This is a genomic window from Brucella sp. NBRC 14130, assembly GCF_040371715.1.
GTDB lineage: Bacteria > Pseudomonadota > Alphaproteobacteria > Rhizobiales > Rhizobiaceae > Brucella > Brucella intermedia.
Window position 1 is genome coordinate 17,839 of sequence record NZ_BAABTE010000003.1, and the last position, 14,689, is coordinate 32,527.

A 14,689-nucleotide genomic window follows, 5' to 3' on the forward strand; every position below is an offset into this window, starting at 1 on the left:
AGTGGGGCCCTTCACAATCACAAGCTGCCTGGAGCTTAGAACTTGTATGCGACGCCGAGGCGAACTTCGTTGGTCTTGAAGTCCTGATTGATGTTCAGGCCACCGAAGTCGATGTCCTTGTCGCCGTAGTCGGTGTAGCGATATTCAAGGCGAACGATCAGGTTGTCGGTCGCGGCGTAATCCACGCCGGCACCTGCGGTCCAGCCGGTGAGCGTCTTGCTTTCGGAGAAGCTGCCGATATTGTCGATGCTGCCGCTGTTCTTGATGTTGCCGAAGGCCACACCGCCAGCAAGGTAAGGCATGAAACGGTCAACCGCATAGCCGACGCGAGCGCGAACGGCGCCGGACCAGCGAAGCTTGGTTTCGAAATCGCCAACTGGGACGCCGCCGGCGAATACGTCGATATCCTTGGAGACGTCGTTATAGGTCACGTCACCGTCGATACCGAGAACGACGTTGTTGCCGAGGTCGAAGTTATAACCGGCATAAACGCCGCCGAGGAAACCATCCGGCTTGACATTGCCATAGCTGAACACATCGCCGTCGAAGTTCGACTTGCCCCAGCCGTAGCCGATCTGGCCACCAATATAGGCGCCGGTCCAGGTGAAGGACGGAGCGACTACAACAGGAGCTGGTTCCTGTTCGATGACGGCGTCGGCAGCCTTTGCGCCCGTAGCGGCCACAAGGGCGACAGTCGATGCAAGAAGAAGGGCCTTGAGCTTCATGATAAACCTCCTGAAGGAAAGTCTCAGAACCAATATTTATCCCCAATATAAGCGATTGCTGTCAAAAGTCTGTAGCAAACGGGACACAGCAAGGGGAATGTCGCCCCCGCAGTACACGTTCCCGTGATCCGCTTGTGATGAGTCTCGACCGAAGACAGGCGCAATATGGCGCAGGCAGGCGCAAGTTCTTCGGGATGTGATTATGCCGCCATTCAGGTTATAGAGGGCAGGAAAACTTGCGGGGAACATGGAAATGCATGGCACGACGGGCGTAAGGGAGCGGGTCGACTGGGTCGATATTGCAAAGGGCATCTGCATCATCTTCGTGGTCATGATGCATTCGACGCTCGGCGTGGAGAAGGCTGCCGGCGCGCAAGGCTGGATGCACTATGTGGTGGCCTTCGCCAAGCCCTTCCGCATGCCAGATTTCTTCATGATTTCAGGCCTGTTCCTCGGTCTCGTCATCGACCGGCCCTGGCGGCGCTATCTCGACCGCAAGGTGGTGCACTTCCTCTATTTCTACATTCTTTGGCTGACGATCCAGTTCGCATTCAAGGCACCCGGCATCGCCAGCGAAGCCGGAATTTCGGGCGTGGTGAATGCCTATCTGATGGCTTTCATCGAGCCGTTCGGCACGCTCTGGTTCATCTATATCCTGCCCGTTTTCTTCATTGCGACAAGGGCTTTGAAGCGCGTTCCGGTGGGGGTGACCTTTACGGTGCTGGCACTGCTGGAAATCCTGCCGATCCATACGGGCTGGGTCATGGTGGACGAATTCTGCTCGCGGTTCGTCTATTTCTATGCGGGCTACGCCTTTGCTCCCGCCATCTTCCGGGTTGCAGACTGGCTGCGCCAGCGACCGCTCATCGGCATTGCCGGACTGCTCGTCTGGGGGCTCGTCGAATATATGCTCGTCTTCATGCCGGTGCCGGAAAGTCTCGCCGCGCTGATATCGCCGGCAGGTGATCTTCTGGACGGACGCGGCGCGGTCAGCGATCTGCCGGTCGTCTCACTCCTGCTGGGTCTGGTGGGGGCGCTGGCGATCATCTCCATCTCCTCGCTCCTGAGCCTTCTGCCAGCTGGCAGCTGGCTGCATCGGGGCCTGAGCTGGCTCGGCGCGCATTCGATCGTCGTCTATCTCGCTTTCTTCCTGCCGATGGCCATTGCCCGCACGGTGCTGCTGAAACTCGGCGTCGGCGATATCGGCACCGTCTCGCTTCTGACCACGGCAAGCGGCGTCGTCGGTCCGGTCATTCTTTATGGCCTTATCCAGTGGAGCGGCTACGGTCGGTTTCTGTTCCGCCGTCCGGCCTGGGCCTATATCGATGAGGTTCCGCAAAAGAAAACGGCGGCTGCCGCCGCCGTTTGATGGTTGGAGAGCTTTTCACGCAAGCCTCAGCTATGCGCGAAAATATCGTCTTCCGGCCAGCCCATGAGATCGAGTTCCGAGCGTGTCGGCAGGAACTTGAAGCAGGCTTCGGCCTGCTTGGCACGGCCGTCGCGTTCAAGCCGCTGCTCAAGCACGGCTTTCAGGCGATGCAGGTAAAGCACGTCAGAAGCCGCATATTCGAGCTGCGCCGCCGACAGTGTCTCCGCCGCCCAGTCCGACGATTGCTGCTGCTTGGAAATCGAAACGTCGAGAAGCTCGTTGCAAAGCTCCTTCAGGCCGTGACGGTCCGTATAGGTACGGGTCAGCTTCGATGCGATCTTTGTGCAGAACACGGGCTGCGGCATGGTGCCGAATGTGTGCGCCAGCACGGCCAGATCGAAGCGACCGAAATGAAAGATCTTGGTGATCGAGCGATCTTTCAGAAGCTTGACCAGATTTGGCGCTTTCTTTTGTCCTGCTTCGATCTGGATCACATCCGCCGTACCGTCGCCGGGCGAAATCTGTACCACGCAAAGCCGGTCGCGATGCGGATTCAGGCCCAGCGTTTCGGTATCGATGGCGACCGCATCGACCTGATAATGATGGAGGTTCGGCAAATCGTTCTTATGAAAACGGATTGTCATTTAACTGTCCTTATTTGGCGGCGATAGCCGCCATGATGCGTGCCCTACTTGGCGGCGATAGCCGCCATGATACGCGCCCATGAGCGCTGTCCCTTATGGAAGGAGTTCAGCTCGTATTTTTCGTTGGGCGAATGGATGCGGTCATCTTCGAGACCGAAGCCGACCAGCAGCGACTCCATGCCGAGGAACTTGTCGAAATCGCCGACAATCGGGATCGAGCCGCCCATGGCGATCAGCACGGCTGGCTTCGGCCATTCGTCGGAAAGCGCGTCCTTAGCCTTGGAAACGAGCGGTGAATCATAGGGCAGCTGGATGGCTGGCGAGCCGCCATGCGGATGGAACTCCACCGAGCAGTCGGCGGGCACGCGTTCCTTGACGAAGGTGCGGAAGGATTCGCGAATCTTGACCGGGTCCTGGCTGTGGACGAGGCGGAACGAAACCTTGGCGGAAGCCTGTGCGGCGATGACTGTCTTGAAGCCTTCTCCGGTATAGCCGCCGGTAATGCCGTTGACTTCCGCCGTTGGGCGCGCCCATGTCAGTTCCAGCACGCTGCGGCCTTTCTCACCGGACGGGATGGAAAGTCCAATCGGACCGAGGAAATTTTCCGCCGTGCGGCCGAGGCTTTCCCACGACTTCAGGATCTGCGTCGGGGTTTCTTCCACGCCCTCGTAGAAGTCAGGCACCGTCACGCGCCCGGTTTCGTCGTGCAGGTCAGCCAGAATCCTGGTCAGGATATGGATCGGGTTTGCCGCAGCTCCGCCGAAGAAGCCGGAATGCAGATCGCGGTCTGCTGCCTTGATGACGATTTCTTCGCCCACGAGGCCACGCAGGCCAACGCTGATCGCAGGCGTTTCCGCATCCCACATGGCCGTGTCGCAGACAAGCGCCACATCGGCTTTCAGTTCCTGCTTGTTGGCGTCGAGGAAAGGCTTGAGCGAGGGCGAACCGGATTCTTCCTCGCCTTCAAACAGCAGCGTTACCTTGACCGGCAGATTGCCATTCACTGCCTTATAGGCCCGGCAGGCTTCCACAAAGGTCATGAGCTGGCCCTTGTCGTCGGATGTGCCGCGCCCGGTCAGTATCTTGCGGCCGTTTCCCACATCCTTGATCGCAGGCTCGAACGGGTCGTTTTCCCAAAGATTGAGCGGGTCGACCGGCTGCACGTCATAATGGCCGTAGAACAGCACATGCGGGGCATCGGGTGTCGCGCCTTCTTGATGGGCAACCACCATCGGATGGCCGGGCGTATCGCGCACGCTCGCATCGAAGCCGATCGTCTTCAAATCCTCGACCAGCCATTCGGCGGCCTTGCGGCAATCGGCCTTGTAGGCCGGATCGGTGGAAATCGACTTGATCCGCAGGAGATCGAACAAGCGATCGAGGCTCTTGTCGAGATTGTTGTCGAGATGGGCGAGGACTTTGTCGAGCGATGGCGCAGACGATTGCTGGGACATGAAGATTTCCTGACGAGTCGTAACGTAAACTGGCGGCACACTACAACCAGCGTCGTCAAGAAGAAACCCAATTTGAAGGAAAGCCGTTCTCCGAAAAATGAATTGGCCGTTACGGTGAGGGGGTTACCGTAACGGCCATATCACTACACTCAAAGCGGCAGCCCGGAGAGGGGAAATGAGGCTGCCGCTAACATCCGGCATCCAACGGGGGACGGGTCAGAAAACCGGCGACCGACGAACTGTCGATGACCTGAATTTGGCCTTTCAACTGTGGCTATTCAAGGGCGTGGAAGATTACAAATCTGTAACAAACCCGTTATCGCGACGTGATCGGTTTCTTTCACGTGGACGGTTGTTTCTCCTGACAAGGGAGCGGTTTCCTTTGGCGCCGCTTTCCTCTAATTCTACCGTATGAAAAAAGGCGATCATCTCTTTCTCGTTGACGGCTCGGGTTACATTTTCCGCGCCTATCATGCCCTGCCACCGCTGACCCGCAAGACGGACGGTCTGCCGGTTGGCGCCGTCTCGGGCTTCTGCAACATGTTGTGGAAGCTCCTGAAGGATGCGCGCAACACGGATGTGGGCGTGGTGCCGACCCATTTCGCGGTTATCTTCGACTATTCGTCGAAGACCTTCCGCAACGAGCTTTATCCCGATTACAAGGCCAACCGTACCGCGCCGCCGGAAGACCTGATCCCGCAGTTCGGTCTCATCCGTCAGGCGACGCGCGCCTTCAACCTGCCCTGCATCGAGAAGGAGGGTTTCGAGGCCGACGACCTGATCGCGACCTACGCCCGCATTGCGGCGGAAGCGGGCGGCGATGTCACCATCGTCTCGTCCGACAAGGACCTCATGCAGCTCGTGACGCCAAGCGTGTCGATGTATGACAGCATGAAGGACAAGCAGATTTCGATCCCGGAAGTGATCGAGAAATGGGGCGTTCCGCCGGAAAAGATGATCGACCTGCAATCGCTGACCGGCGACAGCACCGACAATGTGCCGGGCATTCCCGGCATCGGCCCAAAGACCGCGGCGCAGTTGCTGGAGGAATTCGGCGATCTCGACACGCTTCTGGCCCGCGCCTCGGAAATCAAGCAGAACAAGCGCCGCGAGAATATTCTGGCCTTTGCCGACCAGACCAAGATTGCGCGCGAACTGGTGACGCTCAAGAACGACGTGCCGCTGGATGTCGATCTGGACGGGCTTGTGCTGGAGCCGCAGAACGGGCCGAAACTGATCGGTTTCCTCAAGGCCATGGAATTCACCTCGCTTACGCGCCGTGTTGCCGAGGCGACCGATACGGATGCTTCCTCGGTGGAGCCGAGCCATGTGGAGACCGGCTGGGGCGCCGATGCGTCCACTGCCGACCTTCACGGGCCGGACATGGATATCCCGCCAAAGGCGGATGGCGAAGTGACGGTCGTGGTCGTGACGGCGACGGTGTCCGTTTCCACGACAGAAGCCGGCTACACACCGACAGCGCTTGCCGACAAACGCGCGGAAGCGGCGCGTGCGCAAAAGGTCGATACCAGCGCCTATACCTGTATTCGCGATATCGCGACATTGAAGCTGTGGCTCGCCGAAGCAGTGGAAACCGGCCTCCTGGCTTTCGACACGGAAACCACTTCCGTTGATCCGATGCAGGCGGAACTCGTCGGCTTTTCGCTGGCGCTTGCGCCGGGCAGAGCCGCTTACATTCCGCTTCAGCACAAATCCGGTGCGGGCGATCTGCTGGGCGGCGGCATGGTGGAGGGACAGATTCCGCTGGGCGAGGCGCTGGCCGCCTTGAAGGCGGTGCTTGAGGACGCCTCGGTCCTCAAGATCGCGCAGAACATGAAATATGACTGGCTGATCATGCGGCGCTATGGGATCAACACCGTGTCGTTCGACGATACGATGCTGATTTCCTACGTGCTGGATGCAGGCACCGGCAGCCACGGCATGGACCCGCTGTCCGAACGCTGGCTCGGTCATACGCCGATTGCCTACAAGGACGTGGCAGGCAGCGGCAAGAGTTCGGTCACGTTCGATATGGTCGATATCGACCGGGCGACGGCCTATGCGGCGGAAGATGCCGATGTCACACTGCGCCTCTGGCAGGTGTTGAAACCGCGCCTCGCCGCAGAAGGGCTGATGTCGGTTTATGAACGTCTCGAGCGTCCGCTGGTCGATGTGCTGGCGCGCATGGAAGAGCGCGGCATCGCCGTCGACCGTCAGGTGCTTTCGCGTCTTTCCGGCGATCTGGCGCAGGCTGCTGCGGCCTATGAAGACGAGATCTACGAACTGGCAGGCGAGAGGTTTACCATCGGTTCGCCCAAGCAGCTTGGTGACATTCTCTTCGGCAAGATGGGCCTGCCCGGCGCATCCAAGACCAAGACCGGCCAATGGTCCACCTCCGCGCAGGTGCTGGAAGACCTTGCCGCCGAGGGTCACCCGCTGCCCCGCAAGATCGTGGACTGGCGACAGCTCACCAAGCTCAAATCCACCTATACCGATGCGTTGCCGGGGTTCATAAACCCTGCAACCAGACGCGTTCATACATGTTATGCGATGGCGTCCACCTCGACCGGTCGCCTGTCGTCATCCGATCCCAACCTGCAGAATATTCCGGTGCGCACCGCAGAGGGCCGCAAGATCAGGACGGCCTTCATCGCCGAACCCGGCAACAAGCTGATCTCTGCAGACTACAGCCAGATCGAGCTGCGTGTGCTGGCGCATGTCGCAGATATCGCGCAACTGAAGCAGGCCTTTGCAGACGGCATCGACATTCACGCCATGACCGCATCCGAGATGTTCGGCGTGCCGGTCGAGGGTATGCCTTCGGAAGTGCGCCGCCGCGCCAAGGCGATCAATTTCGGCATCATCTACGGCATTTCAGCCTTCGGTCTGGCGAACCAGTTGTCGATCCCGCGCGAAGAAGCCGGACAATATATCCGCACCTATTTCGAGCGCTTCCCCGGCATCAAGGATTACATGGAAGCAACCAAGGCCTTTGCGCGCGAGCATGGCTATGTCGAAACCATTTTCGGCCGCCGTGCGCACTACCCGGATATCAGGGCCTCGAATCCGCAGATACGCGCCTTCAACGAGCGCGCCGCCATCAATGCGCCGATCCAGGGTTCTGCGGCCGACATCATTCGCCGTGCCATGATCCGCATGGAAGATGCCTTGGCGAAGGAAAAGCTTGCTGCCCGCATGCTTTTGCAGGTGCATGACGAACTGATCTTCGAAGTTCCGGAAAATGAAGTCGAAAAGACCGTTTCCGTGGTTCGTCATGTCATGGAAAATGCGGCCATGCCTGCCGTCTCGCTTGCAGTGCCGCTGCATGTCGATGCGCGTGCAGCGCATAACTGGGATGAGGCGCATTGAGGTTTGGCCGGTTGACCTGAGCGGCCCAACCCTATAGGGAAGCATTAATTCTGTTGCTTCGGTGGTCGTCAGGGGAGTCGTGGACATGTGGTTCGCGACCAATGGGTATACGGCTTGAGAAGCTTTTTTCGTGAAAGTGGTTCATGTCTTTGCCCGAAACCATCGCTCCGGCTCTGTCCGGAGCATTAGCCGCTCGCGGTTATAATACGCTCACCGCCGTTCAAAATGCCGTTCTGGCATCCGAAACGCTCGATGCCGATCTTCTCGTTTCCGCACAGACCGGATCGGGCAAGACGGTCGCATTCGGCCTTGCAATGGCCAATACCATCCTCGAAGACGAACTGCGTTTCGGCGATGCCGGTGCGCCGCTTGCCATGATCATCGCGCCGACGCGCGAACTGGCGCTTCAGGTTCGCCGTGAGCTGGAATGGCTCTATGCCGATACCGGCGCGCGCATCGCATCCTGCGTCGGCGGCATGGATATCCGCACCGAACGCCGTGCGCTTGAACGTGGCGCCCATATCGTCGTCGGCACGCCGGGACGCCTGCGCGACCATATTACCCGCGATGCCCTCGATATGTCGGAACTGCGCGCGGTTGTTCTCGATGAAGCCGACGAAATGCTCGACATGGGCTTTCGCGAGGACCTCGAATTCATCCTCGGCGAAGCGCCGGAAGATCGCCGCACGCTGATGTTCTCGGCAACCGTGCCGAAGCCGATTGCCCAGCTTGCCAAGCGCTTCCAGAACGACGCGCTTCGTCTCACGGTCCAGAGCGAAACCAGCCAGCACGCCGACATCGACTATGTCGCCATGCCGGTGCCGCCGCATGAGCGCGATCACGCGATCATCAACACGCTGCTCTATTACGACAGCCAGAACTCGATCATTTTCTGCTCGACCCGCGAAGCGGTGAAGCACATGGCAAGCCGGCTTTCCAATCGTGGCTTTGCGGTGGTGGCACTGTCGGGCGAATTGAGCCAGGCAGAACGCAACAATGCGCTTCAGGCCATGCGCGATGGCCGCGCCCGCGTCTGCGTTGCAACCGACGTTGCCGCGCGCGGTATCGATCTGCCCAATCTCGACCTCGTCATCCACGCCGATCTGCCGAACAATCCTGAAACGATGCTCCACCCTTCGGGCCGCACCGGCCGCGCCGGTCGCAAGGGCACCTGCGTGCTGGTTGTGCCGTTCTCGCGCCGCCGCACGGCCGAGCGCCTTCTGCACATGGCAAAGCTCGATGCGCAGACGGTCCCCGCGCCAAGCATTGCTGCGGTTCAGGGCAAGACCAATGAGCGCATCCTGAATGCCGAAGTCTTCAACCAGCCGGTCGAAGAAGAATATCAGGATCTCCTGAAGGCGCTGACCGAGCGTTATACGCCCGAACAGATTGCGAGTGCCTTCCTCAACCGCGAAGTGGCTTCCTACCCCGCAGCCGAAGAAGTTTCCGACGCGCCGGTGCATCCGGTTGGCGGCAAGAAGCCCCGGGATCGTTTTGAAAAAGGTGAGCGTTCTGACCGTGGCGACCGCTTCGAGCGTCGTGATCGTGGCGAACCGGGCGAACGTTTCGACCGCAATGCTCAGTTTGACGGCGTGTGGTTCTCGGTTTCCGCAGGTCGCAAGCATCGCGCCGATCCGAAATGGCTGCTGCCGCTGATCTGCAAGGCGGGCGATGTTTCCAAGCGCGATGTCGGATCGATCAAGATTTTCGACAATGAAACCCGCTTCGAAATCACAGCCTCCAAGGCTGACGAGTTCCGCCGTTCGGTCGAAGAACGCGGCACTGGCGAAAAGGGTCTCGTGATCCGCACCGCTGTTGCAGGTGCAGGCGGCGACGCTGCCCCGCGCGAAGGCAAGGGCGGTTTCAAGCCGCGCGGCGAGAAGTTCAAGGAAGGCGGCTTCCGCGACGGCTACAAGAGCGACGGCTACAAAGGCGACCGCTCGAAGGGCGACAAGTGGGACAAGCCGCGCGATTTCTCCCGTGGAGACGACTTCAAGAAAGACGGCTTCAAAAAGGGCGGTAAAAAGCCCGAAGGCGGCGGTTACAGCAAGAAGCGCCGCGGCGAATAAAAGTCTGAAATGAGAAAAGCCCCGGATTTCCGGGGCTTTCTTTATCAAACGTCCAGATTGGCGACGCTCAACGCGTTTTCCTGGATGAACTCGCGGCGCGGCTCCACTTCGTCGCCCATCAGGCGCGAGAACAAGGAATCCGCGTCGGTCGCATCCGTCACCTTGACCTGCAGCAGCGAACGCACATTCGGGTCAAGCGTGGTTTCCCAAAGCTGTTCGGCGTTCATTTCGCCCAGGCCTTTGTAGCGCTGCAAGGTCAGGCCCTTGCGGCCGGTCGCGAAGATCGCATCGAGCAGAGCCATCGGACCGGAAAGCGTTTCCACCTTGTCCTTGCGGCGCAGCACCGGCGGTTCGGCAAAGACTTCCGAAAGGCGTGCAGCCACACGGTCGATCTGGCGGGCATCGGCAGAACCGAGCAGCGCCATGTCGAGAACGGCAATGTCCTTCACGCCGCGCACCATGCGCTCGAAGCGGTAACCACCATCTTCCGTCACATGGGCCGTCCAGCCACGCTCGGTTTCTTCCGAGATCATGTCGAGACGCTTTGCAACAATATCGGCGGAAGCTTGCGCGGTTGCATTGTCTTTCGAGGCATCCGGATTGAGCAGCCCGGCAATGGCCGCCTGTTCCACGACACGGCGGTCATAGCGCGTGTGAAGGCCGCCCAGAAGCTGACGCATGGTGCGTGCATCTTCCACCACCGAACGCAGGTCCGGCCCGGCGCGAACTTCGCCGCTTGCCATTTCCAGCGTGGCTTCTTCAAGTCCTGTCTCGATGAGGAAATCTTCGAAGGCCGCTTCGTTCTTGATGTATTGCGAGGACTTGCCGCGCGACACCTTATAGAGCGGTGGCTGCGCGATATAGATATGGCCGCGCTCGATCAGTTCCGGCATCTGGCGGAAGAAGAAGGTCAACAGCAATGTGCGGATATGCGCGCCGTCGACGTCAGCATCGGTCATGATGATGATCTTGTGATAGCGCAGCTTGTCCGGGTTGAAGCCGTGCGTTTCATCCTTGCCGATCGAGGTGCCAAGCGCGGTAATCAGCGTGCCAACCTGATCGGACGAGATCATGCGGTCGAAGCGAACGCGTTCCACGTTGAGAATCTTGCCGCGCAGCGGCAGGATGGCCTGGTTCTGGCGCGAACGGCCGCTCTTGGCGGAACCGCCTGCCGAGTCACCCTCGACAATGAAGATTTCGGACTTGGCCGGATCGCGTTCCTGACAGTCGGCAAGCTTGCCCGGAAGCGATGTCACGCTGAGATTGCTCTTGCGGGTGATGTCGCGGGCCTTGCGGGCGGCTTCACGGGCAGCGGCTGCCTGGATGACCTTCTCGACCACGGCCTTGCCGCCTGCCGGATGTTCTTCTAGCCATGTCGAAAGCGCTTCGTTGACGAGGCTTTCCACGACGGGGCGAACTTCCGAGGAAACCAGCTTGTCCTTGGTCTGCGACGAGAATTTCGGATCGGGAACCTTGACCGAAAGAACGGCGGTCAGGCCTTCGCGGCAGTCGTCACCGGTAAGCGTGACCTTTTCCTTCTTGGTCATGCCCGAAGCATCGGCATAGCCCGTCACCTGACGGGTCAGCGCACCGCGGAAACCGGCCAGATGCGTGCCGCCATCGCGCTGCGGAATGTTGTTGGTGAAGCACAGCACCTTCTCATGGTAGGAATCGTTCCACCACATGGCGACTTCGACCGTCATGCCGTCTTTTTCGCTGCGGATATAGATCGGCTCTTCCAGAAGCGGCTTCTTGCTCTGGTCGATATATTTCACGAATTCGACAAGCCCGCCGTCATAGTGCAGTTCGTGTTCCACCAGATCGGCGTGGCGGCGGTCGGCAAGCTTGATGCGCACGCCGGAATTGAGGAAGGCGAGTTCGCGCAGGCGACGCTCCAGCGTATCGAAATCGAATTCGACCATCGAGAAGGTTTCCGGCGAAGGCAGGAAGCTGACTTCCGTGCCGGTTTCACCGCCCGCATCACCCGTCACGACAAGCGGTGCATCGGCAACGCCATGCGTAAAACTCATCTCATGGATCTTGCCAGCGCGACGGATCTTCAGTTTCAGCCAGATCGACAGCGCGTTCACCACAGACACGCCGACGCCGTGCAGACCACCGGAAACCTTGTAGGAATTCTGGTCGAACTTGCCGCCGGCGTGAAGCTGGGTCATGATGACCTCGGCTGCCGAAACGCCTTCTTCCTTATGGATATCGGTGGGGATGCCGCGGCCATTGTCGGTCACGGTGCAGGACCCGTCCGGGTTGAGAGTGACGGTCACAAGCGTGGCATGTCCTGCCAGCGCTTCGTCGATCGCATTGTCCACGACCTCGTAGACCATATGATGCAGGCCGGAGCCGTCATCCGTGTCGCCGATATACATGCCGGGGCGCTTGCGAACGGCATCCAGACCTTTCAGAACACGAATGGAATCCGCGCCATATTCGGCGGGGGCTTCGGAATTCATCTCGGGCATCTCGCTCATGAAAATCTTTCGAAAAACGCGCTGCGAATGCAGCTTCAAAGATATGTCGAATCACGCGACAAACATGGCTTTAATATAGGTGCTAACGGCCATTTTTCCAAATTCTGGCGGTAAATTTGCCGGGGATTCCGGCAGTCTGTCCATATGAGGGCGATCCGGCTGCCGTCCGGCTTCTGGAACCGCCACAATTGACGCTTATATCTGGTCTGACGGGGGCGTTCTCGACCTGTTTAAAGCATGATCCGACCGGATTGTGCCTAAAGTGAAGCTGGAGCGGCGATCTGATCCCGTCAGATCGAAACGCGCTCCATGACGAAAGGAACGCTTGATGGAAATTGCGAATGTGAGCGACCGATCGGGACCGTTCGTGCCGCCTGCACCGCGTCCGCGGGAAAAGCCCGTGGGGCGTTTCGAGATGATGCGGGTCGTCTACAAGAACCCGCTCGAGCTTTGGGGCGAGCCTTCCTATAACGAGCGCTGGATTTCCGTCAGCTGGTTCGGCATGAAGACCATCATTGCCAACGATCCGGGGCTGATCCGTCATGTGCTGGTCGACAATGCCGCCAATTATCCCATGTCCGCCATCCGCCAGCGCGTGCTGCGTCCGCTGCTGCGCGACGGTCTGCTGACAGCCGAGGGGCAGGTGTGGAAGCGGTCGCGAAAGGCCATGGCTCCCGTTTTCACGCCGCGCCATATCGGCGGTTTTGCCGAGACCATGCGTGACCGGTCGCTTCGGTTCGCCGAGCGATACAAGACGCCCGGCACGATTACCGATGTCGCCCATGACATGACGCTCCTGACCTACGACATTCTCGCCGAAACCCTGTTTTCGGGCGAGATCGCGGGCGATCCCAATGATTTCGCCCATCAGATCGACAGGCTGTTCGAAACCATGGGCCGGGTTGATCCGTTCGATCTTCTGGGGCTGCCCGACTGGCTGCCGCGCTTCACGCGCCTGCGCGGACAGCAATCGCTGGGCTTTTTCCGCGAGCTGGTTTCAAACACCATCGCGCTACGCAAAGCCCGCATGGACAGGGGCGAGGACGTGCCGAGCGACTTTCTTACCCTGCTTTTGCGCGCCGAAGGACCAGATGGCTTGAGCCGCTCCGAGATCGAGGACAACATCATCACCTTCATTGGCGCTGGCCATGAGACCACCGCCCGCGCACTGGGGTGGACGCTCTATCTGCTCGCCAAGGCGCCCCGCGAGCGCGAGCGCATCGAGACGGAAATCGACGGCTTTTTTGCACGGGGCGGGCGTGATCTGCCGCCGCAGGACTGGCTGACGTCTCTGCCTTTCACGCGCGCGGCCTTCGAGGAGGCGATGCGGCTTTATCCGCCCGCTCCCTCGATCAATCGCGAAGCCGCGACCGACGATACATATGACGATCTGAAAATCCCGAAGGGCGCAACCGTGCTGGTCATGCCATGGGTCATTCACCGCCACAGGCTCTATTGGGATCAGCCGGATGCCTTCATGCCGGAACGCTTCTGGCCCGAAAACCGCGAGAGGCTAGACCGCTTTCAATATCTGCCGTTCGGGGCGGGTCCGCGCGTCTGCATCGGCGCGAGCTTTGCCTTGCAGGAGGCGGTGATAGCACTTGCCGTCCTGCTCGACGGCCGTCGTTTCGACGTGCTCGAAACGACAAGGCCTTGGCCGGTGCAAAAGCTCACCACCCAGCCGCAAGGCGGCCTGCCGATGAAGGTTTTGAAACGCTGATCAGCGCTTCAGACGCTCCCCGTGCCAGCGCAGGTGATCGCCCATGAAGGTGGAGATGAAGAAATAGGAATGGTCATAGCCTTCACGCATGTTGAGCGTGAGGGGAATGTCGGCTTTCCTGCAGGCTTCTTCCAGAAGCCATGGACGCAAGCCTTCATCGAGAAAGCCGTCGGCTGTACCCTGGTCGACCAGAAATTCCGGGAAGCGGTAACCATCCTCGATAAGCAGCGTGGCATCATAGCTACGCCAGGCCCGCTCTTCGGAGCCCAGATATTTTTCCAGCGCCGGTCTGGACCAGCCCGCCGTCGAAGGCTGAACGATGGGCGCGAAGGCCGAGGCCGACTTGAAGCGGTCCGGGTTTTTAAGTGCGATGGTCAGCGCGCCATGGCCGCCCATGGAATGACCGGTGATCGCCTGCCGCGCCATGTCGAGTGGAAATTCGCGCCCCACCAGATCGGTCAGTTCTTGCGTGATGTAGCTGTACATCTGATAGTTTTTGGCAAAAGGCTCCCGCGTCGCATCGACGTAGAACCCGGCTCCCTTGCCGAATTGCCAGTTGTCCGGTTCATCGGGAATGTCGTCTCCGCGCGGGCTCGTATCAGGGCAAATGACGGCAATTCCCAATTCTGCGGCCATTTGCCGATATTCACCCTTGTCCATCACGTTCTGATGCGTGCAGGTGAGGCCCGACAGATACCATAGCACAGGCACCGGTCCATCCTTGGCCTGCGGCGGCAAAAAAACGGCAAAGGTCATGTCGCACTGGTTTGTCGCGCTCTTGTGGCGATAAACGCCCTGCGTTCCACCAAAGCTCTTTGCGGTTGAAATGGTTTCCATGGAAAATTCCCGGTTT

The 14,689-nt window shown here is 59.6% G+C and carries 9 protein-coding genes; 4 read left to right on the forward strand and 5 right to left on the reverse strand.

What is annotated here, in order from left to right; genetic code table 11:
• Positions 1-35: 35 nt before the first annotated feature.
• The gene (locus tag ABWW28_RS06245; RefSeq protein ID WP_063619944.1) at positions 36-725 is read right to left on the reverse strand and encodes an outer membrane protein; all 690 of its coding nucleotides are present in this window, start codon (positions 723-725) and stop codon (positions 36-38) included.
• Positions 726-972: 247 nt separating this feature from the next.
• Here ABWW28_RS06245 and ABWW28_RS06250 point away from each other — a divergent pair, with 247 nt between their 5' ends.
• Positions 973-2,094, forward strand: coding sequence for an acyltransferase family protein (locus ABWW28_RS06250; RefSeq protein WP_063619945.1), 1,122 nt, complete (start codon positions 973-975; stop codon positions 2,092-2,094).
• 26 nt (positions 2,095-2,120) lie between these two features.
• Here the strand turns inward: ABWW28_RS06250 and ABWW28_RS06255 are convergent, their stop codons facing one another.
• On the reverse strand, positions 2,121-2,738 hold the full coding sequence (locus ABWW28_RS06255; RefSeq protein ID WP_063619946.1) for a ribonuclease D: 618 nt from the start codon (positions 2,736-2,738) through the stop codon (positions 2,121-2,123).
• Between the two features lie 44 nt (positions 2,739-2,782).
• Complete coding sequence (locus ABWW28_RS06260; protein WP_063619947.1) at positions 2,783-4,192, reverse strand: dipeptidase; 1,410 nt, start codon at positions 4,190-4,192, stop codon at positions 2,783-2,785.
• A gap of 411 nt (positions 4,193-4,603) precedes the next feature.
• On the opposite strand from ABWW28_RS06260, the gene polA reads away from it, so the two are divergent.
• Both polA and ABWW28_RS06270 read left to right on the forward strand, forming a co-directional pair.
• Positions 4,604-7,561, forward strand: coding sequence for a DNA polymerase I (gene polA / locus ABWW28_RS06265; RefSeq protein WP_353390561.1), 2,958 nt, complete (start codon positions 4,604-4,606; stop codon positions 7,559-7,561).
• A gap of 143 nt (positions 7,562-7,704) precedes the next feature.
• Positions 7,705-9,630 carry a DEAD/DEAH box helicase gene (locus ABWW28_RS06270; RefSeq protein WP_353390563.1) on the forward strand — a complete coding sequence of 642 codons (1,926 nt, stop codon included), beginning with the start codon at positions 7,705-7,707 and terminating at the stop codon, positions 9,628-9,630.
• Between the two features lie 44 nt (positions 9,631-9,674).
• On the opposite strand, the gene gyrB is transcribed toward ABWW28_RS06270, so the two are convergent.
• The gene (gene gyrB / locus ABWW28_RS06275; RefSeq protein WP_063620071.1) at positions 9,675-12,116 is read right to left on the reverse strand and encodes a DNA topoisomerase (ATP-hydrolyzing) subunit B; all 2,442 of its coding nucleotides are present in this window, start codon (positions 12,114-12,116) and stop codon (positions 9,675-9,677) included.
• Positions 12,117-12,444: 328 nt separating this feature from the next.
• On the opposite strand from gyrB, the gene ABWW28_RS06280 reads away from it, so the two are divergent.
• The gene (locus ABWW28_RS06280) at positions 12,445-13,836 is read left to right on the forward strand and encodes a cytochrome P450 (RefSeq protein ID WP_006470919.1); all 1,392 of its coding nucleotides are present in this window, start codon (positions 12,445-12,447) and stop codon (positions 13,834-13,836) included.
• Here the strand turns inward: ABWW28_RS06280 and fghA are convergent, their stop codons facing one another.
• Positions 13,837-14,673: an S-formylglutathione hydrolase gene (gene fghA / locus ABWW28_RS06285; RefSeq protein WP_063619950.1), complete on the reverse strand. Its 837-nt coding sequence runs from the start codon at positions 14,671-14,673 to the stop codon at positions 13,837-13,839. It abuts the gene before it with no gap.
• Positions 14,674-14,689 lie beyond the last annotated feature (16 nt).

What these genes read in the sequence shown, in the direction of transcription:
- ABWW28_RS06270 (WP_353390563.1), top strand. Translation starts at nt 7,705, where the DNA reads ATGTCTTTGCCCGAAACCATCGCTCCGGCTCTGTCCGGAGCATTAGCC.
- ABWW28_RS06260 (WP_063619947.1), bottom strand. Translation starts at nt 4,192, where the DNA reads ATGTCCCAGCAATCGTCTGCGCCATCGCTCGACAAAGTCCTCGCCCAT.
- fghA (WP_063619950.1), bottom strand. Translation starts at nt 14,673, where the DNA reads ATGGAAACCATTTCAACCGCAAAGAGCTTTGGTGGAACGCAGGGCGTT.
- ABWW28_RS06280 (WP_006470919.1), top strand. Translation starts at nt 12,445, where the DNA reads ATGGAAATTGCGAATGTGAGCGACCGATCGGGACCGTTCGTGCCGCCT.
- gyrB (WP_063620071.1), bottom strand. Translation starts at nt 12,116, where the DNA reads ATGAGCGAGATGCCCGAGATGAATTCCGAAGCCCCCGCCGAATATGGC.
- ABWW28_RS06250 (WP_063619945.1), top strand. Translation starts at nt 973, where the DNA reads ATGGAAATGCATGGCACGACGGGCGTAAGGGAGCGGGTCGACTGGGTC.
- ABWW28_RS06245 (WP_063619944.1), bottom strand. Translation starts at nt 725, where the DNA reads ATGAAGCTCAAGGCCCTTCTTCTTGCATCGACTGTCGCCCTTGTGGCC.
- ABWW28_RS06255 (WP_063619946.1), bottom strand. Translation starts at nt 2,738, where the DNA reads ATGACAATCCGTTTTCATAAGAACGATTTGCCGAACCTCCATCATTAT.
- polA (WP_353390561.1), top strand. Translation starts at nt 4,604, where the DNA reads ATGAAAAAAGGCGATCATCTCTTTCTCGTTGACGGCTCGGGTTACATT.